The organism is Streptomyces sp. NPDC032198, from assembly GCF_040636975.1.
In the GTDB taxonomy this organism is placed as follows: Bacteria; Actinomycetota; Actinomycetes; order Streptomycetales; family Streptomycetaceae; genus Streptomyces.
The window spans coordinates 49,755-72,639 of record NZ_JBEZVL010000005.1 but is presented as its reverse complement, the minus strand read 5'-3'; the positions used below and the strand labels follow the sequence as shown (position 1 = coordinate 72,639).

The 22,885-nt window shown below is 70.2% G+C and carries 28 protein-coding genes; 9 read left to right on the top strand and 19 right to left on the bottom strand.

The window, feature by feature from the left end; translation table 11 throughout:
* Nucleotides 1-57 precede the first annotated feature (57 nt).
* A complete protein-coding gene (locus AB0E78_RS14345) occupies nt 58-2,250 on the bottom strand; it encodes an AAA family ATPase (RefSeq protein ID WP_361831936.1) in 2,193 nt (730 codons plus the stop codon).
* A gap of 84 nt (nt 2,251-2,334) precedes the next feature.
* Between AB0E78_RS14345 and AB0E78_RS14340 the strand changes: the two genes are divergently transcribed.
* Nucleotides 2,335-3,033: a TetR/AcrR family transcriptional regulator gene (locus AB0E78_RS14340; RefSeq protein ID WP_361831934.1), complete on the top strand. Its 699-nt coding sequence runs from the start codon at nt 2,335-2,337 to the stop codon at nt 3,031-3,033.
* A 143-nt stretch (nt 3,034-3,176) separates the two neighbouring features.
* Here AB0E78_RS14340 and AB0E78_RS14335 read toward each other — a convergent pair whose 3' ends face one another.
* Nucleotides 3,177-3,971, bottom strand: a complete 795-nt coding sequence (locus AB0E78_RS14335) for a TetR/AcrR family transcriptional regulator (RefSeq protein WP_361831933.1) — start codon at nt 3,969-3,971, stop codon at nt 3,177-3,179.
* Between the two features lie 105 nt (nt 3,972-4,076).
* On the opposite strand from AB0E78_RS14335, the gene AB0E78_RS14330 reads away from it, so the two are divergent.
* Entirely contained in the window at nt 4,077-5,096 is a 1,020-nt protein-coding gene (locus AB0E78_RS14330) for an ATP-binding cassette domain-containing protein (RefSeq protein WP_361831931.1), read from the top strand.
* Nucleotides 5,089-5,835 (top strand): ABC transporter permease, encoded by a 747-nt coding sequence (locus tag AB0E78_RS14325; protein ID WP_361831929.1) that lies wholly within the window; start codon nt 5,089-5,091, stop codon nt 5,833-5,835. The genes AB0E78_RS14330 and AB0E78_RS14325 overlap by 8 nt, the downstream gene beginning before the upstream one ends.
* Here AB0E78_RS14325 and AB0E78_RS14320 read toward each other — a convergent pair.
* Both AB0E78_RS14320 and AB0E78_RS14315 read right to left on the bottom strand, forming a co-directional pair.
* The gene (locus tag AB0E78_RS14320; RefSeq protein ID WP_361832772.1) at nt 5,816-7,837 is read right to left on the bottom strand and encodes a phosphotransferase; all 2,022 of its coding nucleotides are present in this window, start codon (nt 7,835-7,837) and stop codon (nt 5,816-5,818) included. The two genes, AB0E78_RS14325 and AB0E78_RS14320, sit on opposite strands and share 20 nt — an antisense overlap.
* 86 nt (nt 7,838-7,923) lie before the next feature.
* Complete coding sequence (locus tag AB0E78_RS14315; RefSeq protein WP_361831927.1) at nt 7,924-8,787, bottom strand: winged helix-turn-helix domain-containing protein; 864 nt, start codon at nt 8,785-8,787, stop codon at nt 7,924-7,926.
* 164 nt (nt 8,788-8,951) lie between these two features.
* On the opposite strand from AB0E78_RS14315, the gene AB0E78_RS14310 reads away from it, so the two are divergent.
* Nucleotides 8,952-9,137 (top strand): hypothetical protein, encoded by a 186-nt coding sequence (locus tag AB0E78_RS14310; RefSeq protein WP_361831925.1) that lies wholly within the window; start codon nt 8,952-8,954, stop codon nt 9,135-9,137.
* A gap of 11 nt (nt 9,138-9,148) precedes the next feature.
* Here the strand turns inward: AB0E78_RS14310 and AB0E78_RS14305 are convergent, their stop codons facing one another.
* Nucleotides 9,149-9,943, bottom strand: a complete 795-nt coding sequence (locus AB0E78_RS14305) for an HAD hydrolase-like protein (protein ID WP_361831923.1) — start codon at nt 9,941-9,943, stop codon at nt 9,149-9,151.
* Nucleotides 9,892-10,785 carry a GntR family transcriptional regulator gene (locus tag AB0E78_RS14300; RefSeq protein WP_361832770.1) on the bottom strand — a complete coding sequence of 298 codons (894 nt, stop codon included), beginning with the start codon at nt 10,783-10,785 and terminating at the stop codon, nt 9,892-9,894. Before AB0E78_RS14300 ends, AB0E78_RS14305 begins: the two co-directional genes overlap by 52 nt.
* 125 nt (nt 10,786-10,910) lie before the next feature.
* On the opposite strand from AB0E78_RS14300, the gene AB0E78_RS14295 reads away from it, so the two are divergent.
* The gene (locus AB0E78_RS14295; protein WP_361831921.1) at nt 10,911-11,099 is read left to right on the top strand and encodes a hypothetical protein; all 189 of its coding nucleotides are present in this window, start codon (nt 10,911-10,913) and stop codon (nt 11,097-11,099) included.
* Nucleotides 11,100-11,120: 21 nt separating this feature from the next.
* Here AB0E78_RS14295 and AB0E78_RS14290 read toward each other — a convergent pair whose 3' ends face one another.
* Complete coding sequence (locus AB0E78_RS14290) at nt 11,121-12,032, bottom strand: GntR family transcriptional regulator (protein WP_361831919.1); 912 nt, start codon at nt 12,030-12,032, stop codon at nt 11,121-11,123.
* Between the two features lie 206 nt (nt 12,033-12,238).
* Between AB0E78_RS14290 and AB0E78_RS14285 the strand changes: the two genes are divergently transcribed.
* A complete protein-coding gene (locus AB0E78_RS14285; RefSeq protein ID WP_361831918.1) occupies nt 12,239-12,424 on the top strand; it encodes a hypothetical protein in 186 nt (61 codons plus the stop codon).
* A 95-nt stretch (nt 12,425-12,519) separates the two neighbouring features.
* Here the strand turns inward: AB0E78_RS14285 and AB0E78_RS14280 are convergent, their stop codons facing one another.
* Both AB0E78_RS14280 and AB0E78_RS14275 read right to left on the bottom strand, forming a co-directional pair.
* On the bottom strand, nt 12,520-13,497 hold the full coding sequence (locus AB0E78_RS14280; RefSeq protein WP_361831916.1) for an asparaginase: 978 nt from the start codon (nt 13,495-13,497) through the stop codon (nt 12,520-12,522).
* A 60-nt stretch (nt 13,498-13,557) separates the two neighbouring features.
* Nucleotides 13,558-14,193 (bottom strand): ABC transporter substrate-binding protein, encoded by a 636-nt coding sequence (locus AB0E78_RS14275; protein ID WP_361831914.1) that lies wholly within the window; start codon nt 14,191-14,193, stop codon nt 13,558-13,560.
* Nucleotides 14,194-14,394: 201 nt separating this feature from the next.
* On the opposite strand from AB0E78_RS14275, the gene dtd reads away from it, so the two are divergent.
* On the top strand, nt 14,395-14,832 hold the full coding sequence (gene dtd / locus AB0E78_RS14270; RefSeq protein WP_361831912.1) for a D-aminoacyl-tRNA deacylase: 438 nt from the start codon (nt 14,395-14,397) through the stop codon (nt 14,830-14,832).
* A gap of 16 nt (nt 14,833-14,848) precedes the next feature.
* Here dtd and AB0E78_RS14265 read toward each other — a convergent pair whose 3' ends face one another.
* The 3 genes from AB0E78_RS14265 to AB0E78_RS14255 are packed head-to-tail and all read right to left on the bottom strand — an operon-like array spanning nt 14,849 to nt 16,884.
* Entirely contained in the window at nt 14,849-15,814 is a 966-nt protein-coding gene (locus AB0E78_RS14265; protein ID WP_361831910.1) for a folate-binding protein, read from the bottom strand.
* A 34-nt stretch (nt 15,815-15,848) separates the two neighbouring features.
* Nucleotides 15,849-16,280: a transcriptional repressor gene (locus tag AB0E78_RS14260; RefSeq protein ID WP_361831908.1), complete on the bottom strand. Its 432-nt coding sequence runs from the start codon at nt 16,278-16,280 to the stop codon at nt 15,849-15,851.
* Nucleotides 16,281-16,311: 31 nt separating this feature from the next.
* Complete coding sequence (locus AB0E78_RS14255) at nt 16,312-16,884, bottom strand: FABP family protein (RefSeq protein WP_249589121.1); 573 nt, start codon at nt 16,882-16,884, stop codon at nt 16,312-16,314.
* A 285-nt stretch (nt 16,885-17,169) separates the two neighbouring features.
* Here AB0E78_RS14255 and AB0E78_RS14250 point away from each other — a divergent pair, with 285 nt between their 5' ends.
* The gene (locus tag AB0E78_RS14250; protein WP_361831906.1) at nt 17,170-17,532 is read left to right on the top strand and encodes a DsrE family protein; all 363 of its coding nucleotides are present in this window, start codon (nt 17,170-17,172) and stop codon (nt 17,530-17,532) included.
* Between the two features lie 24 nt (nt 17,533-17,556).
* On the top strand, nt 17,557-17,817 hold the full coding sequence (locus AB0E78_RS14245; protein WP_361831904.1) for a DUF3099 domain-containing protein: 261 nt from the start codon (nt 17,557-17,559) through the stop codon (nt 17,815-17,817).
* 102 nt (nt 17,818-17,919) lie between these two features.
* On the opposite strand, the gene AB0E78_RS14240 is transcribed toward AB0E78_RS14245, so the two are convergent.
* The 7 genes from AB0E78_RS14240 to AB0E78_RS14210 form a co-directional block, all read right to left on the bottom strand.
* Entirely contained in the window at nt 17,920-18,207 is a 288-nt protein-coding gene (locus AB0E78_RS14240; RefSeq protein ID WP_160505842.1) for a DUF1416 domain-containing protein, read from the bottom strand.
* A gap of 47 nt (nt 18,208-18,254) precedes the next feature.
* Nucleotides 18,255-19,100 (bottom strand): sulfurtransferase, encoded by an 846-nt coding sequence (locus AB0E78_RS14235; protein WP_361831902.1) that lies wholly within the window; start codon nt 19,098-19,100, stop codon nt 18,255-18,257.
* A gap of 156 nt (nt 19,101-19,256) precedes the next feature.
* The gene (locus AB0E78_RS14230) at nt 19,257-19,337 is read right to left on the bottom strand and encodes a putative leader peptide (RefSeq protein WP_351007875.1); all 81 of its coding nucleotides are present in this window, start codon (nt 19,335-19,337) and stop codon (nt 19,257-19,259) included.
* A gap of 226 nt (nt 19,338-19,563) precedes the next feature.
* Nucleotides 19,564-20,313 (bottom strand): DUF2993 domain-containing protein, encoded by a 750-nt coding sequence (locus tag AB0E78_RS14225; protein ID WP_361831900.1) that lies wholly within the window; start codon nt 20,311-20,313, stop codon nt 19,564-19,566.
* Nucleotides 20,314-20,438: 125 nt separating this feature from the next.
* Nucleotides 20,439-21,665: a hypothetical protein gene (locus AB0E78_RS14220; RefSeq protein WP_361831898.1), complete on the bottom strand. Its 1,227-nt coding sequence runs from the start codon at nt 21,663-21,665 to the stop codon at nt 20,439-20,441.
* A gap of 8 nt (nt 21,666-21,673) precedes the next feature.
* Nucleotides 21,674-21,928 carry a MoaD/ThiS family protein gene (locus AB0E78_RS14215; RefSeq protein WP_361831896.1) on the bottom strand — a complete coding sequence of 85 codons (255 nt, stop codon included), beginning with the start codon at nt 21,926-21,928 and terminating at the stop codon, nt 21,674-21,676.
* Nucleotides 21,922-22,797 (bottom strand): alpha/beta fold hydrolase, encoded by an 876-nt coding sequence (locus tag AB0E78_RS14210; protein WP_361831894.1) that lies wholly within the window; start codon nt 22,795-22,797, stop codon nt 21,922-21,924. Before AB0E78_RS14210 ends, AB0E78_RS14215 begins: the two co-directional genes overlap by 7 nt.
* Nucleotides 22,798-22,885 lie beyond the last annotated feature (88 nt).

Here is a 22,885-nt window from a genome sequence, read left to right as displayed (position 1 = left end):
GAACATACCTCCGTGGCTATATAACCGCAACGGCATCCAAGTGAGGGCGGGAGGCCTTCATCCCTCCCAGGGCAACGGCCTGCTGTGCAGCACGTCAAGCCGGGAGACCGCCCTGGTCAGGACCACGTAGAGACGGCTGGGCCCGCGGTGTTCCGCCTCCGCGATGGCGGCGGGCTCGACGGCCACCACATGGTCGTACTCCAGCCCCTTCGCCATGGACGCCGGCAACACCGTCACGCGTGCGCCCAGGTCGTCCGGGCCCGCGCTCTCGATCCCCGCCGCGGTGAGTGCCGCGCGCAGGCCGGCGGCGTCGGCATCGGCGGCGATGACGCCGACGGAGCCCTCGCGGACCAGCGCGGCCCGCACCGCGTCGACGGTGGCCGCCCCCACGTCCCGCACCTCCCGGATCCTCAACTCCCCGTCCGTACGCAGCGACCGAGCGGGCGGTACGTCGACGTCGAGCGAGGCGAGGACGCGGTTGGCGAGGCCCACGACCGCCTTCGGGACGCGGAAGCCGATGGTCAGAGGGGTGACGGAGGCGTCGGGTTTGCCGAGGTGGGCGAGGAGTTCGGGCCAGCCGCGGGCGGCCCACGGGGTGGTCCCCTGCGCGAGGTCCCCGAGAACCGTGAGCGAGCCGAAGTCGGCGCGGCGGGCGATCGCACGGGCCTCCATCGGGGAGAGGTCCTGCGCCTCGTCGACGACGATGTGGCCGTAGCCGTCGGGCCGTTCGAGCAGTCCGGCGATCTCGTCGAGCAGGACGAGATCCGCGGCGGACCACTTGGCCGACTTGTACGAGCGCGGGGGCTTGGCCCAGCCGATCGCCCGCTGTTCGTCGGCGTCGAGGATGCCGTCGGCCGCGGCGGCCAGCGCTTCCGGGTCGGCGAGCAGGGCGGCGAGCACTTCTTCGGGCCGCGCCTTGGGCCAGGCCTCGTCAACGAAGGCCGAGACGGAACGGGCGCGGGAGATCTTCTGCAGCCAGGCGTTGTTCACGGCCCCGGCGCGGCGCTCGGCCTGCTCCTGGATGTGCCGGACGGCACGGGTGCGCACGCGCTCGCGCCCGACGGCGTACGGGGGTTCCTCGGTGCGCACGTCCGCGATGATCCGATCCAGCTCGTCGAGGGCGACCCGCCAGGTGTACGAACCGTCCGGCACCGCGATGGAGCGGGCGGGTGGTGCGACGCGCGAGTAGAGCGCGCGGCGCAGGACCTCCGCCATGCGGGCGTCGTGCTTGACGCTCGCCGCGGCCTCACCGTCCTGGGCGCGTACGGGTGCCGTGTCCCTGGCGATCTCGTCCGCGACGGTGGACTGCCGGACGCCGGTCTCGCCGAGGGAGGGGAGCACCTCGGCGATGTAGCGGAGGAAGGTGCGGTTGGGGCCGAGGATGAGGAGTCCGGCGCGCTGCACGCGCTGGGGGTGGGTGTAGAGGAGGTACGCGGCGCGGTGCAGGCCGACGGCCGTCTTGCCGGTGCCGGGGGCGCCCTGGACGCAGACGGATGCGGTGAGTTCACCGCGGACGAGGTCGTCCTGCTCGGGCTGGATGGTGGCGGCGATGTCGCGCATGGGGCCGACGCGGGGGCGCTCGATCTCTCCGGCGAGGATGCGGCTGCCGTGCGGGGGTGGTGGGGTCGGGGTGGTGGGGTCGTCCGGCGTGGTCGGGGTCTCCGGTCCGGTGAGGGTGTCCGGTCCGGTGAGGGTGTCCGGTCCGGTGAGGGTGTCCGGTCCGGCGGGAGTGTGCGGCGTGGCGGCGGTGAGGGTGTCCGACGTGGCGGCGGCCAGCGGCTCGTCCTCCAGGCCCGTGAGGTCGGCGGAGTCGCCCTTGCTGCCGGGGGCCCAGCCGAAGCGGCGGCGGACGGCGACGCCTTGGGGGTCGCGGGATCCCGCCTGGTAGAAGGCGCGGGAAACGGGGGCGCGCCAGTCGACGACGAGGGGCGGGGCGGAGGGGTGTTCGCTGATGCGGAGGCGGCCGATGTGGTAGCTCTGCCCGCGGTGCTCACCGGCTTCGGCGGCCTCGGGACCGTCGGCGGCGAACGCGAGACGACCGAAGAAGAGGGGAGCCTCGGGAAGTTCGCGCATCGCTTTGGCGTGGCTGCGGAACTGGTAGCCGAGGACTTCGGCGTCGGCGCCGGACGCGGAGACATCGGCTCCGCTGACGACCTGCTCCTCGGCGCCGTCGACCATGCCGGTGAGGGCGGCGCGGCAGGTGTCGTGGAAGCGGCGTTCTTGGGCCAGGGCTTCGTCGAGTCGCGTCATACGATCGAGAATAATGTAACCGAGTTAAATTCGTTCCCAGGTTACATTCGTTACCGCGACTCAGCGATGCGGTACCCTCCCGCCATGACGGACGAAAATGCGGGCCCCACCCCCGGCCTGCGCGAGCGAAAGCGGCAGCGGATGTACCAGGCGGTCTCCGACGCGGCGATCGCCCTCTTCCTGGAGAAGGGCTTCGAGAAGGTGCCGGTCGCGGAGGTCGCGGCAGCCGCCGACATCTCGAAGCCGACCCTGTTCCGGTACTTCCCGGCCAAGGAGGACCTCGTACTCCACCGGTTCGCGGACCACGTGGACGAGGCGGCTCGGGTGGTGGCCGGGCGCCCCCCGAAGCGCTCCCCCCTGGACACCTTGCAGCGCCACTTCCTCGACGGCCTGGAGCGCCAGGACCCGGTGACCGGCCTGTGCGACAACGTCCACGTACTCGCCTTCCACCGCCTGCTGTACGGGACGCCGTCCCTGGTGGCACGGCTGTACGGGTACCAGGAGCGGTCGGAGAAAGCGCTGGGCGAGGCGTTGAGCGAGGCGTCCAGGAAGGCACCGAACGGGTCGGCATCGAAGGAGGCATCGGAGGAGGCATCGGACGCGGAAGCGCTCGCCGCGCGCCTGGCCGCCGGCCAGATCATCGCCGTGCAGCGCATCCTCGCCCTGGAGAACTGGCGCCGGATCGACGCGGGCGAGAGCGCGGAAGCGGTGTGGCCGGACGCGGTGGTGGCGGCGAACCGGGCCTTCGGCCAGCTGCGGTCGGGGCTGACGCAGTACGCGTAAGAGCCACCCGAAAACCGTCAGCTGAAAGCCGCCAGCGGAGGCCGGCACCCGCCAGCCCACTCCCGTCAGCTCACTCCCGCCAGCTCACTCCCGCCAGCCGACGCCACCGCGTCCGGCCACCCCTGACCGAACAAGCCCCCGCGTCACCGATCCCCGATCAACACCGCCACCCCGTCCAGCACCCGACCGATCCCGAACTCGAACTCCGTGTCCTCGGCGTCCGCGACGTCGAGGACCCCCGTCGCGAGCGTCCGCCGCAGCGCCGGGAAGCGTTCGGGGGCGGTCGAGGTCAGGGCGTCGATGGTGCGTGCGTACTGCCGCATCACCTCGTCGGGCTCCTTGCCCCCCGCCCTCATGACCGTGTCCAGGTCGGCCATGACGGCGACCTCGTTGCGCACGAACCCGCCCACCAGCATGAGCACGGAGAGCTTCCAGGCCTCCTCGAGCCCGCTGCCGTCGAGCGCCGCGAGGCCCTGCTCCATCCACTCCAGGGAGTGGGGGGACACGGGCGGCGAGGTGATGGGGATGCGTACGAGCCACAGGTTGCGCCGGAAGACCTCGCGCTGGGCCCGCGCCCACCACTCCAGCTGCGCCCGCCACCCCGTGACCTCCGTCGGCATCTCGGGCGGGGCCCCGGTCGCCACGTCCTGCATGAGGACGTACAGCTCGTCCCTGGCGGAGACGTACCGGTAGAGGGACATCGGCGAGGCGCCCAGCGCCTTGGCGACACGCCCCATGGTGACCGCGCCGATGCCCTCCGCGGCCGCGATGGTGATGCCCGCGTCGACGATGCGATCCAGGCTCAGGCCGGGCTTGGGTCCCTTCGACGGCCGCTCGCGCAGCCCCCAGGCGGTTTCGAGGCTCGCGGAAAGCCCCGAGCCCCCCACGCCGTCACCCTCGCCCCGCGCGCCCTCACCAGCCGCCTCGTCCGCCGCCATGACCCGCCGTCGCCTCCTCCTGAGCTGCCGTGCTTGACGCACATCGTAGTTCTGCGTAACCATTACTCGGTAACGCGTAGACCTTACGCAATAAAGGAGCCCCAGATGCCCCCACCGCCCCCAGCCACTCCAGCCACTCCAGCCACTCCAGCCATCGAGGCAACAGCCCTCACCAAGACCTACGGCCGATCCGGCGGCCAAGGCACCATCCCCGTGCTCCGCGGCATCGACCTGCACGTCCCGCCCGGCACCGTCTACGCGCTCCTGGGACCGAACGGCGCCGGCAAGACCACAGCCGTCCGCATCCTCACCACGCTCACGACGCCCGACACGGGCACGGCACGGGTCGCGGGCCACGACATCCGTACGGGGCGTCGCGAGGTCCGTCGCGCGATCAGCCTCACGGGCCAGTTCGCGGCGGTGGACGAGACGCAGACCGGCGCGGAGAACCTCCGCATGATGGCGAGGCTCGCGGGCCTGCCCCGCGCCGCGGCCCGCGCACGGGCCGCTGAACTGTTGGCCCGTTTCGACCTCACGGAAGCGGCCGACCGCCTGGTCCGCACGTACTCGGGAGGCATGCGCCGCCGCGTCGACCTGGCGGCGGGCCTGGTGGGCGACCCGGAGGTCATCTTCCTGGACGAGCCGACGACGGGCCTTGACCCGCGCAGCCGCCAGGAGATGTGGGAGGTGGTGCGCGACCTCACGGCACACGGCACGACGGTCTTCCTGACGACCCAGTACCTGGAGGAGGCGGATCAACTGGCCGACCACATCGCGGTGTTGCACGAGGGGGTGATCGCGGCGCAGGGCTCACCGTCGGCCCTCAAGTCCCTGGTGTCCGGCCACCGTCTACAGGCGTCGCTCACCACCCACGAGGCCTACCTGCGCCTGTCCGGCCGGGCCACGCACCACTCCCCCGAGACCCTGACGCTCGGCTTCCCGACGGACGGCACGGCAGCGGACGTACGCACCCTGCTGGACGACCTGGACCCGGACCGCACGGATTTCGCGACCTTCACGCTCCGCACGGCCACGCTGGACGACGTCTTCCTGAGCCTCACGGACCCACGGAGCAAGCCCCCGACCACGGCCCCCTCACCCACCCCGGGAATGACCCATGTCTGAAGCGCTGATCATGACCGGCCGGGCGATCCGCATCAGCCTCCGCAACGTGGACGCCCTGATCACGGCGATGGCGCTCCCGGTGATGCTGCTCCTGATCTTCGTCTACTTCTTCGGCGGCGCGATCAGGACGGACACCTCGTCGTACGTCACGTACGTGGTCCCCGGAGTCCTGCTCCTCTGCGCCGGCTTCGGCTCGGCGAACACGGCGGTGGCGGTGACGGAGGATCTGAAGGGCGGCATCATCGACCGCTTCCGTTCCCTGGACATCGGCGGCCCGCAGATCCTGACGGGCCACGTCCTCGCCTCGGTGGCCCGCAACGTGATCGCGACGACCCTGGTCCTGGCCCTGGCCTTCGCGATCGGCTTCCGTCCGGCGGCAACCCTGCCCGGCTGGCTGGCGGCGGCAGCCGTCCTCCTCGCCTTCATCCTGGCGCTGTCCTGGCTCTCGGCAACGGTGGGCCTCCTGGCCAAGTCCCCGGAGGCGGCGGGCGGCTTCACCTTCTTCGTGAGCTTCCTCCCCTACCCGAGCAGCGCCTTCGTCCCCACCTCCACCATGCCCGGCTGGCTCCGCCCCTTCGCCGACCACCAACCGGTGACGCAGGTCATCGAATCCCTCCGCGGCCTGCTCCTCGCCCAGCCGGTGGGCAACACGCCATGGGTGGCCCTGACGTGGTGCGCGGGAATCCTGGCGGCTTCGGCGGCAGCGTCGGGGGCACTGTTCAGGAGGCGGACGGCCTAGCGGACGGCCCGACGGCCGAACGAGCCCGGTGCAGTCCGAGTGAGGCCTTCGCCGCGTCCAGTGTCATCCCGTACGAATCGACCGCACGCCGCACGTTCGGGCTGTCCAGGGCGGCGCCGGTCGCGAGCCGGTCGAGGTCCACATAGGCGGACCGGACCAGCTCGATCCACCGGTACACCGGCCAGTCCTTCTCCCACCCCTTGGTGTACTCGGGCGGGAGTACCCGGGCCCACCGCTCGAACAAGCGCTGTCGGATCTCGACCCGCGTGGGCGTGAGATGCAGATGACGCACCAGGTCGTAGAGGGGATCTCCGATCATCGCCAGCTCCCAGTCGATCATGGTGAGCCGGCCGCCCGACTCGGCCCGCACGAGGTTCCAGGGATTGAGGTCGCCGTGGAGCAGCACCGAGGTGCGCACCGTGGTCTCGTGTCTGCCGAGGATCTCCTGCAGCCGCCATCCGTTCGGGAGCCCCCGGGACCGGGCCTGCCGCTGGGTCTCCTTGGGCAGCGAGTGCACGAAGCGGACCAGTTCCCCGCTGAGGCGGCCGTAGAAGCTGGTCTTCGACGCGGCGGGATCGAGCCCCTGGCAGTCGACCCGGGTCAGCGCGTGGAGCTGGTCCACGAGGCTGTCCGCCTCGCTGGGCAGCAGGCCGTGGACAGGGTGGTTCGGCGGTTGCTCGCCGCCGAGCGGGCCTTCGTAGGAATGGACGGCGAACGGATCGCCACGGTCGCTGAAGCCGAGGGCCAGAATCTTCGGCGCGCTGACCCCGGCCCGTGACTTCTCGATGGCGGCGAGTACGGCGTGTTCGCTGAGGAAGCCGCTTTCGCGCCGCGGCACGCCGCCCGCCTTCCGGCGCACCACGACGGGGCGTTCGACGCCGTCCACCCGCACCACCGTGTTGAGGTGGGCCGTGCCCTTGAACACCCGGTGCTGCTGGGCCGCGCCCTCGGCGGCCAGCGCCTGGAGAACCGCGGTGCGGGGAAAGTCGGGGCGTTCCGGCACCCGCTCGTCGGGCTGCCAGGAGAGGGTGGTGCCGGTCGGTGGGCCGCCGGCCGCCGACGCGTGCCGGCTCTCGATGCGGGCCGCCTGCCAGCGGAAGAGCGCCCGCTCGACCACGCTCACATCGGGCAGACACGTCAGGCCCAGCACCTTCTCGGCCGCGTGCAGGCACTGCCGCACGGATTCGGCCGCCACGCCGAGCCGGGTGCTGTCGAGGGTCTCCCCGAGGGAGTGCGCCGCCCTCATCACTTCGAGATGGACGGCACGGACCTGCTCCAGGGCGATGTAGCTCCAGACGTCCTTCCCGACCCTGGTGACGGCCGACGGTCTGCGCTTGCGCATGGCGAACACCCAGGCCTCGATGACGTCAGGCCACTGGAATTCGGGATACCGCATGCGCACGACATGCGACGCCAGGTCGTAGGCGGGGTCGCCGTAGGTCGCCTGGGCCCAGTCCAGGCTGACCGGCTGTTCCCGGTCGTACGAGAGGAGGACGGTGGCCCGGCGCAGGTCCGTGTTGAGGAGGCTGTACGGGCGCCTGGCCATCGAGGGCGCCCGCGCCGCGCACTGGATCAGGGCGTCCGACGCGATCCCGAAGGCACTGAACAGACCCCCGAATTCGGTCCAATTGGACTGCACGTCGCGCGCGTGCAGGTGCCGGGCGAGGGACCGCAGGAACCCTCCACTGTCCCTCTCGTCGTGCGGCCAGCCGCCGATGGGGCTCTCCAGCGACTCCTTGCGCACCAGGACCAACTGCGCCAGCAGTTCGGCCAGGGACGCGATCAGCGCGGAGTCGACCGGTTTCCCGTCCTCGCAGGACCGCTCCAGCGGTACGCCGACCGTGTAGCGCAGCGCCGTCAGGTCCGCCGGCGTGACCAGGTGATCCGGCAGCTCGGGCAGTACAGGGCGGACGGCACGGAAGACCAGAGAACCGTTCGTCCAGGCGCTGATCGCCACGTGCTGCTCCTGATGCTCGCGCGTGTACCCGAAATTGCCGCACAGCCTAATGACACGCCCTGTTCCGCGCGACGCGAGGGCGGCACTCGGGCGAGAGTTGCCATGGAGGTAACGCGCCTGTACGTCCGGCGTTACTCGGCGAGCAGTTCCCAGCAGGAGTTGAACCAGGACTCCATGGAACGGACGAACCGCGAACCCTGGGACTCGGCCCCGGGAGCGCCGTCCTTCACGTAGTGGATCAGGTCGGAACCCAGGCCGACGACGTCCACGACTTCGACCTCCTCGCCGTCGTCCAGGAGAATGCGGCGCTCCACCACCTCGTAGGGGCCGTAGAGGGCCGTCACGCCGTTCAGGAGGTAGAGCTTGAACGTGGGCACCAGGGGCACCCGCCGTATCTCCACCGTCACGGAAGGCACCAGGCCTTCGCTCTGCAGTTCTCGCAGCACGCGGTGCAGCGACTGGGTGTGGGCCCGGGTGATGGAGCGCAGGCGCTCCTGCGGCCGGGGATCCTGCGGATTGCCCTTCGCCCGCGGGTAGGGCAGCGACAGCGACTCCGACGGGAGCAGCACCCGGACGGCGATCCGCTGCGGATGGATCTCCCGGGACTGGATGCGGTCAGCCTGCAGCCGGACATGGGCATCGAGCGATTCGGAGGTCAGCAGGGCCACGTCGAGCGTGACCTCAGGGCGTTCGAAGGTCTGGTCGATGAGCTTTCCCAGGTGGACCCGCTCGGCCGCCGGGCCCGCCGAATGGACCCTCGACACCTTGACGACGCGTGCGCCGCTGCCCTGCCGGGCCTCGATCCAGCCTTCACCGGTGAGGACACGGAGCACCCGCTGGATGGTGTCCCGCGAAACACCGAACTCCCCCGCGAGATTCCGCTGGGTGGCCAGCCGGGAGCCGACCACGTACGTGCCGTCGGACAGCCGCTCGCGCAGTCGGTCGAGGACGCGCTGGAACTCCTTGCCTCCCGCTCCGAGCACCTCGCCACTCACACAGCGACCGTACCCCTCCCGGCCGACAACCGGACCGTTTTCAGTCAACTGTGCGGCGTCATATGCCCGTTGGTTAATCGATGTTCCCGACCGGGGACAACTCCTCCAAGGATCCAGCCCAATTGGAATGATCGCGAGGATTTGATCGCGGGGGAGAAGGAATCATGGTCATCGACCCCCTGCCGTCGGCCGTCATGGTCCTCGGCTTGGAGCAGTTCGTACAGTGGCGGTTCGGAGTGGTGGGGCTCTTGTGTCTGGTGCTGCTGCGCGCGGGCATCCGGGCGCGGAACGCGAACTGGATCGCACTGGGCGCGGTCGGCCTGCTGCTCTCCATGACGCAGGCTTCCTGACCTGCCGCTGCTCACCCCCGCGTACGGAGGATCTCGAGCACGGGTTTGAGCGAGCTCACGATGTGCTCGCCCTTGACCCCCGCCTCCCGCAGCAGCCCCTTCTTGCGCTCGTTGCGTGCGTAGCCCAGGAAGGTCACTCCGGCCCGGACCGCGGCCTCGTAGTCCGTCGGGGCGTCGCCGATCATCAGCGCGGCCGAGGGGGCGGCGCCCATGGCGCTCAGGGCACGCTTGATGCAGTACGGGTCCGGTTTGAGCAGATCGAGGTTCTGGGTGCGGCCGTAGATGTGCGGGGCGAAGCAGTGGGTGAGGTTCCGCGACTCCAGGTACTTCGCCACCGCACGTGCGGAGTTGTTGGTGGTGATGGCGAGCCGCGCGTCGACGTTGACCCAGGTCTGCACCACCAGATCGGCGTACGGCGTGGGGAACGCGGTGGCCGTCGCCTTCAGCTCCTCCTGAGTGAGCTGCTCCTCGATCTCGGTGATCAGATCGCTGCCGGGGTGCCGGGCGGCGACGGCACGCATGACGATCTGAGGGTCCGCTGTCTTCAGCACCTCTTCCGTCAGCAGTCCTCGCAGGCCCCGCTCCGCGACCCCGCGCACCATGCCCGCCGCGATCAGCTCGGGCGAGTGCGTGGCGAACAGCCGGCACATGGGCCCGTCGAAGTCGAAGAGCACGAAACGTGGGGAAACGATCAGATCGCGAAGGTTTTCGATCTCCGCTGCCATCTGTTCGGTCTGCTTCGCATCAGGAGTCACTAAGAGAGTGTCAGCTCCGTCGCGATCGTTGCCCAGAGCGCGTCGAACCATTTCTGGGACTCCTCCACGAATGCGGCATCCCGCGGGGCCGCGCTCTTGTCGAAGGAGAACAGGGGCGACCTCAGTCCGGACACGTCGAACGCCTCCATCTCAGCGCTGCCGAGGTCCAGCATGCTGCGCTCGATCGTGTAGTAGGCCAGGAGCGCCTCCTGCTGGTTCAGCAGATACAGCTTCACCGGCGGCGTGAACGGCAGCGCGCGGAACGAGACGTCCACGTCGATACCGTGCGAGGCCCGCAGCGCGCGCAAGTTGTGGCGCAGGACCTGGCCCTGCGTGTTGCGCAGGGCGAGCCAGCGCTGGTGGACCCTCCCGTCCACGTCACCCTTGCCGTTGACCGGCCTCGGGAAAGCAAGGTCGATGTCGCTGCTGGGCAGCAGGATGCGGACGTCGATCGACTCGGGACGGATGAGCCCCTCGTGGATGCGGCGCAGCGGATCGCCGAGCGCCAGGATCAGCGTCTCCGCCGTATACGACACCACATCGATCCGCACCTGCGGCTCCGAGAACGCGCCCGACAGGCGGGGGGCCAGGCTCACCATCGACGCCTGGGGTTCCACGCCCGCCGATGCCGACACCGGTGGCTCCGCCGCGATGCGTGGGGGGCTGCCCTTGCTCACGTTGGCCAGGAGTCCGTCGCCCTGCAGTGTCTTCAGCGCCTGCCGGACCGTCCCCCGCTCCACGCCGAACTCCTCCGCGAGCACCGCCTGGGTGGGGAGGCGGTCGCCCGGCTTGAGGTCGCCGGAGCGGATGCGGTCGCGGAGGGCGTCTGCGATGTCCTGGGGAGTGAGCTTTCTGCTGCCGTTCACTGCAACGTTCTCCTGGGTCACGACCAGACGATACAACTGCCCACCATCTCAGGGCAGTTGTCTTGAAGTTGTTTATGTAGTGGGACCAAGTGGGGACAACTCAAGTGAAGTTGGTTGCCAACTCATCCGAGATGGCAGAAGGGGGAACCATCATGGCCGTCCTCGCCCTCCTCGCAGCAACATGTGCCATCACCTTCGAGCAGTTCGTGCAGTGGCAGTACGGAACCACCGGCATCGTCGGACTGCTGCTCCTGACCGTCGGGATCAAGGCGAAGAGCCCCACCTGCAGCTCCATCGGCGCCGTCGTCCTCGCGCTGATGATGACCGGCCCCGCCATCTAGCACCCTCGTCAGGGGCTGGAGCTAGCCCCGCGCCAGCTCCAGGTCCTGACTGATCGTTCCCCAGAGCGCGTTGAACCAAAGATGGGACTGCTCCACGAACGTCGTGTCCCGCAGCCCGTCGCCCTGCTGGAAGGGAAAGAGCATCGACTGCGCGCCCTGGGCGTCGTACATCTCCAGGTACTCGTGGTCGATCTGTTCGCTCTGCTTGGTCAGCGTGTAGTACGCGAAGAGCGCCTCGGAGCCGTTGAGGAGATACAACTTCACCGGCGGCGTGAACGGCAGCGCGCGGAACGAGACGTTCACGTCGATGCCGTGCGAGGCCCGCAGCGCGAGCAGGTTGTGGCGGAGCACCTGCCCCTGCGCGTTCCGCTGGTCGAGCCAGCGCCTGTGCACCTGGCCGTCCTCGTCGTCCCCGCTGTCCACCGGTGCCGGAAAGGCGAGATCGATGCTGCGGCTCGGCAGCAGCACCCGGACGTCGACCTTGGCCGGTTTGCGCTGTCCGGCGTGAATCTGGCGGAGCGGTTCCCCGATCGCCATCGTGAGCGAGATGGAGGTCAGACAGAGCGCGTCGATCTCCACGTGGGGGGCCTCGAACGCCGCGGCGATGCGCGGGGCGAGGCCGACCATGGTGGGCTGCGGCTGTACGCCGCCGGGTCCGGACAGCGTCCGCTTCGAGCCGACGGCGACCGTGGCGGGGCTCCCCTTGGACACGTTCGCCAGCAGGTTCTCGCCACGAAGTGTGCGCAGCGCCTCGCGTATCGCGCCGCGCTCGACACCGAACTCGTCGGCCAGCTCGGCCTGCGTCGGCATGCGCTGCCCCGGCCGCAGCGTCCCGGACCTGATCCGGTCGCGCAGCTCGTCGGCCACCTCGTGGTGCGACCTTGGCGGCCTCTTCATCCCGTTGACGGGGGCAGGTTCCGGGCTCACAACCAAACAGTACAACTTCGCGCCATCTTTGGGGAGTTGCTCGGAACCTGGTTATAAATCGAGCCACCACGGAGATAACTCAGGTGGAGTTGGTAGCCAACTTAGGCAACCTGGTAGGAGCCCTTAGGGGGTTGGCCCCAGTGGTTGCTCATCGGATGGCTGCCGACCGGAGGGGACGGGGCTCGGCGCCCCGTCCCGAAAGGGGGAACGTCATGCCGCTCATCGCCATCGCCATCGCTGCCCTCGCCATCGGATTCGAGCAGCTCATCCAGTGGAAGTACGGGCCGCTGGGCATCGTCGCCTTCGTGCTGCTGACCGTGGGCATCAAGGCCAAGAACACCAAAATCAGCGGCGTCGGGGCTGCGCTCCTCGTCCTGCTGCTCGCCCAGTCGGGCTGACAGAGCTGGTTGACCGGGCTCCCCTCCGGAGGGGAGCCGGGAGTCCGGTCAGCCATCGGTCCGCGGTCGGCGCGCTCCCGCGGACTGGAAAGGCGCTAGAACGCCGCCCGGATCTCGCCCACCTCGACCGCACCGCCCAGCAGGGGCGCGCTGCCGACCCGGGCGAGTACGTCGCCCTCCACGCCCGCCAGGCTCAGCGCCCGGGCCAGGACGGGGCCAAGGGCCCGTATCCCGCCGTCGTCGACCTTGAAGGCGAGGGCGCGGCCGTCCGGCAGGGCGAAGGCCTGCACCGCCTCGGCGCCCATCTTGGAGAGGGCGCCCGGGATCTCCCGCATGAGCCAGGTGTCGGGGCGGCGCGTGCCGGCCACGTACTCGGGGTGGGCCCGCATCGCGTCGGCGACCCGGCGCTCCGCCGTCTCCTCGGCGGCGAGGACGAAGTGCCGGAAGGCGCGCGCAAGGCCGGTCAGGGAGATCGCCATCAGGGGGGCGCCGCAGCCGTCCGTGCCGACGGCCGCCACCCGCTCCCCCGCCGCTTCCTCGACGACCTTCAGGACGAGCTGCTGGAGAGGGTGCCGCGGGTCCAGGTAGGAGTCCGCGGGCCAGCCGTTCAGGTCGCAGACCGCCAGCATCGCCGCGTGCTTGCCGGAGCAGTTCATCGTTACCCGGTCACGAACGGCACCCGCTGCCAGATATGTCTCGGCCTCGACCGCGTCGAGCGGGAGGTCCGGCGGACACTGCAGGTCCGCCGCCGTCAGGCCGTGCTCGGCCAGCATCTTCTGGACGAGGTCCCGGTGGAACCCCTCCCCGGAGTGGCTCGCCGCGGCGAGCGCGAGCCGCTCGCCCGACAGCTCCAGGCCCGCCCGCAGCACGGCCGCAGCCTGCATCGGCTTGTTGGCGGACCGCGGGAAGACGGGGGCCGTCACGTCCCCCATCGCCAGCTCCACACTGCCGTCGGCCGCGAGCAGCACCAGGCTTCCCCTGTGGCGGCCCTCGACGAAGCCGGAACGTACGACCTCGGCGAGGACCGGGGGTATGACGGGGGTGGCGACGGACTCGGCGGACGTGGAGGTCATCTTCGGCCTTCCGGGGCGGAGGTGGCGTGACGGCCGCCCGCGGAAGCCGGGATCACCGGGTCACGCGAGCAGGTCGTCTACTTGTGCTTCACCTTCACGGTACCTGCGGGCGATCTCCGCGCTGCAATCGTCCGCCGTGCGCTGCAGCTGCTGGCGCCGCCGGGAAACCTGCTGTTCGTAGCGGGTGAGGCGCCCCATGGCCGTGTGCAGCTCGTCGTCCGTGCGGGCTTCCAGGTCGGAGAGCTCCACCTCGGCGAGCATCTCCGTCGCCAGGAGGCCGTACTCCGCGCTGTGCGGCGTGCCCAGCGTCACATGGCGGGCCGACGAGCGGTGCCGGGCGGGCCCGTCCGTGAGGATCTCCGAGAGCCGGTCCACGACCGGCGCCTCCGGACCCGTGCCCTCGGGACCCGGCGCCGCCGGGTCCCTGCGGCGCGCGACCTCGGCCCGCAGGATGTCGATCCGCCCCTGGAGCAGGCGCCGGACGTAGCTCAGGTCCGCCTCGTTCTGCTGCGCGTCCCTGCGCAGCTCGCGCAGCTCCCGCAGGAGCAGCGCGGCGAGGTCGTGCCCGGGCTGCTCGGACAGCACCGCACTGGCCGTGCGCTGCGTGGGCGGGCGTGGCACGTTCGTACGTCGCGCAGCGCTCATGCGGGTCAGCGACACAGATCCGAGCGGCTGTCCCGTACTTGGTGTGCTCATGTGGCTCTACCGTCCCCTCGACCGGCGCGGTACACCGCGTGTGTGCATGGTGCCACCCTCGGTGGCCGCTATGTGAGCGAGTGCCCCCAATCGGCCCCAGATGGGGGGTTCAGGCCAACCTCCCGGGCGGCGCATCCGGCGCAAGTCGGCCGGACGGACGCAGGGCGTTCCGGCCATACGGAGCACGGCATGATGGGCCGTATGCGTGCTGTGGTGCAGAGGGTGGACGGGGCGAGCGTCGTCGTCGAGGGCGAGAACGGCCCCGAGACGGTCGGCGAGATCAACGGCGAGGGCCTGTGCGTCCTGGTGGGGGTGACCCACGAGGACACCAAGGAGAAGGCGGCTCAACTGGCCAGAAAACTCTGGTCCGTTCGGATGCTGGCCGACGAGAAGTCCTGCTCGGACATCGACGCGCCGCTGCTGGTCGTCAGCCAGTTCACGCTGTACGGCGACGCCCGGAAGGGCCGCAGGCCCACCTGGAACGCCGCCGCACCCGGTGATGTCGCCGAGCCCCTGGTCGACGAGGTCGTCGCCCAACTGCGTTCGCTGGGCGCGACGGTGGCCTGCGGCCGCTTCGGCGCGAAGATGCGGGTGTCACTGACGAACGACGGGCCGTTCACGGTGCTGCTGGAGATGTGAGGCCCGGCCGCCCGCGCTACGGCTCGACCACGACTTCCTGGGCCGCCGCCGTGCCGCCCGCGCTCAGCGCCGCGTCCAGCGGCACGTTCCGCTTCACCAGCGCGAGCGCGATCGGCCCCAGCTCGTGGTGGCGTACCGCCGTGGTGATGAAGCCCAGCTTCCGGCCCTCATCGCCCTCGGAGGCCAGGCGCAGCTCCGTACCGGCCACCGGCAGGTGCACCTCGCTCCCGTCCAGGTGCAGGAAGACCAGGCGGCGGGGCGGCTTGCCCAGGTTCTGGACGCGGGCGACCGTTTCCTGGCCCCGGTAGCAGCCCTTCTGCAGATGCACCGCCGTGCCGATCCAGCCCAGCTCGTGCGGGATCGTGCGGTGGTCCGTCTCGAAGCCGAGCCGCGGCCGGTGCGCTTCCACGCGCAGTGCCTCGTGGGCGAGGATGCCGATCGCGGGGCCGCTCTCCTCGGCGTACGACTCCAGGGCCGCACGCGGCAGGAAGAGATCCCGGCCCTGCGCCGTCTCGCGTACGACGATGCCTTCCGGGACCGCGGCGATCGAACCGGCCGGGAGGTAGACGACCGCGAACTCGTCCGTGCGGTCGGCGACTTCGACCCGGTTGAAGAACTTCATGCTCTCCAGATATGCGACCAGGGCGTCCTGCGTGCCGGGCTCGACGTGCGCCCACACCGTCTCGCCGTCGTCGACGAGATAGAGGGCGTGCTCGATGTGGCCGTTCGCGGAGAGGATCAGCGCCTCGGTGGCCCGGCCGACGGGCAGCTCGGTCACGTGTTGTGTGAGCAGCAGGTGCAGCCAGCTCAGCCGGTCGGGTCCGGAGACGGTGACGACGCCGCGGTGCGAGAGGTCGACGAAACCGGTGCCGTCGGCGAGGGCGCGCTGCTCACGGAACAGATCGCCGTAGTGGGCGGCGACGCCTTCGTCCACGCCCTCGGCGGGGACGGCGCCGGGCAGGGACAGGAGGGGGCTCTTCATGTTCACCCACACTACGACCCTGCGACAGGCGTTCTTATTCCTTCTTGCCCGAGCAGTCCTCGCAGCGCCCGAAGATCGCGAAGTGCTTCAGATCCGTGTCGAACCCGAACGTGTCCCGCAGCTTCGCGGTGAACTCCGCGGCCACCGAGACATCCGCCTCGATCACGTTCGTGCAGTCCCTGCACACCAGGTGAAGATGGTGGTGGCGGTCCGCGAGGTGGTACGTCGGCGCCCCGTGCCCCAGGTGCGCGTGGCTGACGAGGCCCAGCTCCTCCAGGAGCTCCAGCGTGCGGTACACCGTGGAAATGTTGACCCCCGACGCCGTCTTCCGCACTTCGCAGAGGATGTCGTCGGGGGTCGCGTGCTCAAGGGTGTCGACGGCTTCGAGGACAAGCTGGCGCTGCGGCGTCAGCCGGTAGCCGCGCTGTCGCAGGTCGCTCTTCCAGTCGGAGTCGGTGCTTGCCACACCCGCAGTGTAGGCCCACCGGCCATATGACCTACTTGAAGAACGCGATGCCGTCGTCCGGCAGGTCGCCCAGGCCGCGCGCCATCTCGGCGACGTCCTCGGGCGAGACGACCTTCTTCAGCTGCGCCGACATGTACGGCCGCAGCGGCACCTCGGGGGTCTGCTTCTCGCCGACCCACATCAGGTCGCCCTTCACATACCCGTAGAGACGCTTGCCGCCGGTGTACGGGCCGGAGGCCGCCGTACGGGCGACCGCGTCCGTGACCAGGTCGATCTGCGGCTTCTGGTCGGCGAGCTCGCCGTACCAGACCTCGACGACGCCGTCGTCGCGCACCATCACGGTCTCGACCTTGCGGTCCTTGTCGATGCGCCAGAAGCCCGACTCGGACTCCAGCGGCTTGACCTTGTTGCCCTCGGCGTCGAGCACCCACGTGTGCGAGTGGTACTCGATGAAGTCCCGCCCGTCATGGGAGAAGGACACTTCCTGGCCGAAGTTCGCCTTCTCGGCGCCGGGGAAGTCGGTGACGCCCGCGCCGGCCCAGTTGCCGAGGAGCCACACGAGGGGCACGAGGTCGGGGTGCAGGTCGGACGGAATCTCGATCATGGGATGCTCAGGCGATCTCTAGGTGGCGTACGGGACGTACGGGGCTCAGCGCTGACCCTGGTACAGCTTCTTCACGGACAGTCCGGCGAACGCGAGAACGCCGACGCAGACCAGAACCAGCAGGGCGGAGAAGAAGGCCTCAAGCACGGGGTGCTCCTCGGTGAGCTATGGGGTGAGCTAGTGGGGCAGGTATCAGAGCCGCTCCCACTCTAGTCGTGCGCGGCCCGCACCTCTCTGCGAGGTGGCCTTACGGGTGGCTCCCCCGCGTGGCCTTACGATGCGGCCATGGCGAAGAAGCTCGTGATCAAGGTGACCGCCGGGGCCGACGCCCCCGAGCGCTGCTCGCAGGCGTTCACGGTGGCGGCCGTGGCCGTGGCCAGCGGCGTGGAGGTCTCCCTCTGGCTGACCGGTGAGTCGGCGTGGTTCGCGCTGCCGGGCCGCGCGGCGGAGTTCGAGCTGCCGCACGCGGCGCCGCTCCCCGACCTGATCGACTCGATCGTGGCCGCGGGCCGGATCACGCTCTGCACGCAGTGCGCGGCGCGCCGCGATATCACCGAGAAGGACGTCATCGACGGGGTGCGGATCGCCGGCGCCCAGGTGTTCGTGCAGGAGGCCATGACGGACGGCACCCAGGCGCTCGTGTACTGAGCGACCCGGTCGTACGCTGGATTTATGTTCGCGCGACGGCGCCATGCGTACTTCGCCATGATGGGCACGTGCATCGCCCTCTTCGTCCTGGCGTGGGGCGTCGTGCGGCTCTGGTCCATCCCCGTCGCCGTCGGCATGTGCGTCGTGGCGATGGTGATCCCGCCGCTGGCCGCCATCGTGGCGAACCGCCGGGGCCCGGAGGACCGCTGGTGGGACGACCCCTCGGGAGACCCGAAGTCCGACGAGTGGTGGGACGAGCTGGACGGCAAACACCATCGGCCCTAGCCCCCGCCCGCTGATCACGAGCCGAAGGACCGCACCCCGTACCAGTGGCGTCCAACCCCCTGGGGTGCGGCCCTCCAGCCGTCAGTGACCGCTGTCGTCAGATCAAACGGCGATCGCGACCTCGGCGAGGCCGCCCGTCTGGGCCACGACCGTGCGGTCGGCCGTGCCGCCCGGGATCAGGGCGCGCAGCGTCCACGTGCCCTCGGCCGCGTAGAAGCGGAACTGGCCGGTCGCCGAGGTCGGGACCTCGGCGGTGAACTCGCCGGTCGAGTCGAGCAGGCGCACGTAGCCGCTGACGGGCTCGCCGTCGCGGGTCACCTGGCCCTGGATGGTGGTCTCGCCGGGCTTGATCGTCGAGGCGTCGGGTCCGCCGGCCTTCGCTCCACACATATGCGTTCGTCCTTAACTGATCAGGTCACTGCGGGCTTCGGGGAGGGTTACTTGTTGGCGCCGAGCTCGATCGGCACGCCGACGAGGGAGCCGTACTCGGTCCAGGAGCCGTCGTAGTTCTTGACGTTGGTCTGGCCGAGCAGCTCGTGCAGGACGAACCAGGTCAGGGCCGAACGCTCACCGATGCGGCAGTACGCGATGGTGTCCTTGGCGAGGTCGACCTGCTCGTCCTCGTAGAGGGCCTTGAGCTCGTCGTCCGACTTGAAGGTGCCGTCGTCGTTGGCGTTCTTCGACCACGGGATGTTGCGCGCGGACGGGACGTGGCCCGGACGCTGCGACTGCTCCTGCGGCAGGTGCGCGGGGGCGAGCAGCTTGCCGCTGAACTCGTCGGGCGAGCGCACGTCGACCAGGTTCTGCGCGCCGATCGCCTTGACGACGTCGTCGCGGAAGGCGCGGATCGAGGTGTCCTGGGGCTTGGCCTTGTAGTCGGTGGCGGGGCGGCTGGGGACCTCGGAGCCGTCGACCAGGTCGCGGGAGTCGAGCTCCCACTTCTTGCGGCCGCCGTCGAGGAGCTTCACGTCCTGGTGGCCGTAGAGCTTGAAGTACCAGAAGGCGTAGGACGCGAACCAGTTGTTGTTGCCGCCGTAGAGGACGACGGTGGTGTCGTTCGCGATGCCCTTGGCCGAGAGGAGCTTCTCGAAGCCCTCCTGGTCGACGAAGTCGCGGCGGACCGGGTCCTGGAGGTCGTCGGTCCAGTCGATGCGGATCGCGTTCTTGATGTGGTTCTTGTCGTACGCGGAGGTGTCTTCGTCGACCTCGACGATGGCAACCTTCGGGTCGTCGATGTGGGCCTCGACCCAGTCGGCGTCTACCAGGACGTCGCTGCGGCTCATACTTCTTCTCCTCCGGGGCAGTTACGGCGGGGCTGCGGTGCTGTGCGAGGGGATGCCGCGTACGGGCTGTGATCGCGCGGTGGCGCGGTGTACGCGGCACGGGGTGGCCCTGACGGTGTCAACGGGCCTGGGGGATGCGGGAGTCGGAGCTCCCGCTCAGAAGGTGCGACAGAGCATGGCGGCGACGCGGCACAGGTCTACTGCCCGCCGCTTCGTGAGGTCCGCCTGTCGCTGCATGCGTCCGATCGTAAGGACGCAAGGGTGGCCGTGTCACCGGGGTGTCGGATGGTGAGACGCGATCATCCACGATGTGGGATTGGTTGAAGAAAGAAGCCGCCCGCGCGGGGGCGAGGGGCCGTGTTCACCCTCGCCGCATCCATCGCGCGGACGGCTCTGTCTCGTACTGCGGAACCTCGTACCGCCAAGCGGCTGTACGCGGCGTTCGCGGCGTACCCCGGCGGTCTCAGCCCGCGAGCTTCACGTTCGTGCCCTTGACCGAGATGTCCACGCCGTCCTGCGCCGGCTCCACCGAGTCGATCTTGATGCCGCCCGGCAGCCCTGTGACCTTCTCCTCGAAGTCGGTCACATCTCGGACGAGCCCCTCGGGGAGCGGGATCGAGACGCCCATGACCTCGAACTCCTTCGGGATCTCGTCGGCGTTCACCTTGATCGTGTCGCCCTCGACCCGGACCGAGCTCAGCACGTGCACCGGCTTGGGCAGCTTGGCGCCGCCCTTGCTCACCTCGACCTCGACCTTGATCTTGTTTCCGCCGCCGTCCGAGAGCCCGACCACCTTGCCGGTGGCGCCCAGCGGCAGCTGGACCGGCTCGCCCTGTGCCTCCTTGAGCAGCTCGTCGTACGAGATCCGGGCGGTGCCGGTGGCCGTGTCCGCGGTGGCGGAGCTGTAGTCGCCGGAGAACTCGACGCCCTTCATCCGGGCGTTCAGATCGGCGATGCGGATCTTGTCGGAGCCGGAGGTGGCGTCGTAGTCCTTGATGCCGATCTCGACATCGTCGAGCGTGCCGCCCGCGACCTGGGTCAGGAAGGGGAAGCCCTTGATGGAGACGTCGGGCTTGTCGGCGAGCCCCTCGCTGGTACGCAGCTTCTCCGCCGCCTCGTCCTCGGCGAAGTTCACCGCGAGGCGGTCGGCGCCCACGAAAAGACCCCCCAGGATCACGAGGACGATCAGAAGTATTCGTACGGAGCGCTTCATGTCCGGTGTTCCCCCACCTTGATCCCCCGTCTGACTGTCGTTGCCGCGAGCCTAAAGGACAGGCCCCCGGCGGGAGAGCCCGGCCGGGGACCTGTCGATCAGCTGTGACGATCAGCGAGTGCCGGTCAGCCCATGGCACGACCGAGCACGTAGACCGCCGGGGCCGCCGCGGCGAGCGGCAGGGCGACGCCCGCCGTCATGTGCACGAAGCGGGACGGGTAGTCGTAACTGGCGACCCGGTGGCCGATCAGCGCGCAGACACCGGCCCCCAGGCCGAGCAGCGCACCCTTGCTGCCGAAGTCCGTCGCACCACCGACGGCGATACCGGCTCCGGCGGCGGCGAGCAGCGCGACGACGACCGAAGCGGGCGTCGGCAGGGGCAGCGCGCGGGCGATCACGGCGACCGCGACGGCGATGCCGCCCACCGTCACGGCGTCCTCGGACGCCGCGAGGAACCCGGTGGCGATGATCGCGAGCGCTGCGGAGGCGACGGTCGCCATCAGTCCGGCCATCCGCTCGTCGGCGGAGGCGCGGCTGCGCAGCTGGAGGACGAGGACGAGCAGCACCCAGACGCCGAGGGTGCCCAGGATCGCGGCGGGCGCGTTCTCCTTGCCGGTGACAAGGAGTGCGATGTCGGCGACGACACCGCCGAGGAAGGCGAGCGCGATGCCCTGCCGGGCGGGCCACATCCCGTTGAGCCGGAACCACCCGGCGGCGGTGACGGCCTGCAGCAGGATCAGCGGCACGAGCAGGGCGTACTGCCCGATCGCCGCGGTCCCGGCGAGCAGCAGCCCCAGGACCGCGGTCAGCGCGGCGGGCTGGATCCCCGGCTCTATGACCGGCGACCGCCCCTCGGCCCGGGCACGCTGGGCGTCGGTGACCCGGGGGTTGCCGGTGGTGGTGGCGGGGCCGTAGGTGGCGGAGTCCGGTGCGGGCTCGGGCGCGGTCCCGTCTTCCGCCATGGGCAGGTGACCCGCGGGCTGGGACGGTCCGGGCTTGGCGGGCTGAGCAGGCGTCGAGTCGTACCCCTGCGGCGGCAGATAGGCCGTCTCCGTCACGTCCACCACGGGGGAAGGCTGGATCTGCGTATCCCAGGTCTGCCCCTCCCACTGCTGGGTGTACGAGTCCTGGGGGGCATACGGCTGCTGCTGCACGTACGACTGCTGCTGCTGTTGCTGCTGTTGCTGAGAAGCGAGGTACTGCTGCTGGGCGTACTGCTCGCCGGAGTAGGCCTGCTGCTCCGGCGGATAGCCCTGCTGCTGCTCGGGCGGGTAGGCCTGCGGCTCGGCAGGCGGATACTCCCCCCGGTAGGGGTCGTAGTCCCCGTACCCCTCATATCGCGGATCGCTCATAGCGCTGCTCACCCTCCTGCGAACGGCGGGAGCACCTCGACCGTGCCGCCCTCGGCCAGCCGTACCGTCTCATGCCCGCGGGTACCCACGGGGTCACCGTCGATGAGGAACGAGCATCGCCGCAGTACCTGGACCAGCTCACCGGGGTGTCGCTCGCGCGCCGCGTCCAACGCCTCGGCCAGCGTCGAAGCGGCGTACGGCTCCTCCGCGACGCCTGCGGCTGCTTTGGCCGCGGCCCAGTAACGAATGGTGCCGTTCACCATGGCAGCTCCTCTCTCTCGGCGGTTGCCGACGTCCATGATGCCGTGGCCCACTCGGCGATCCGACCGAGCAGGGCGTCGTCCGCCGCGTTCTCCGCGTGCCCCATGCCCGCCTCCAGCCACAGCTCCGCCCCGCCCCGCGCCGCGGCGGCCAGCATCCGGGGGTGGTCCACGGGGAAGTACGGGTCCCGGTCCCCGTGCACGATCAGCAGCGGCGTGGGCGCGATCAGCGGGACCGACTCCACCGGCGAGAGCGGCACCGGGTCCCACTCGTGCGGGTGGATGCGCGTGTGCAGGCCGAGGCGGCCCACCACGCGCCCCAGGGGCCGCGTCACCACCCAGTGCAGCCGCCGCATCGGCGCCGTCCCCCGGTAGAACCAACGGGCCGGAGCGCTCACCGCGACCACCGCGTCAACGCGCGCTTCCGTGCGCCCCCCATGCGCGGTACCCGCGAGCGCCGCGTGCCGGAGCACCACGGAACCGCCCATCGAGAAGCCAACGGTCACCACGCGTGCATGCCCGAGGGACCGCGCCCACTCCACCGCGGCCGCCAGATCGAGCACCTCGCGGTCACCGACCGTGGAGAGCCCGCCGGACCCGCCGTGCCCCCGGAAGGAGAACGTGATCACGGCCGCACGCTGCGCGAAGACGCCCGCGGCACGGCGCACGTGCGGCCGGTCGATGCCGCCCGTGAAGCCGTGCGCGAGCACGATCACGAGCTCGCCCGCCGGGTCGGGACCGGGCTCGTACTCCGCCTCGATCGCGACTCCGTCGTGCGTACGGAGCGTTACGCGGCGTTGAACGCGGGGCGGAGTGCGAGTGATCGGCGGCACAGAAGTTCCCGCCTCGTGGCCTGCCGGACCGGAAGTCATGTGGGCTATTCTCCTTGGCAGAGGATCCGGGCAGCGAAGCCCCCGGGTCCTTTCGTGCTTTCTGGGGCTCGGCGCGCGACCAGCCGTA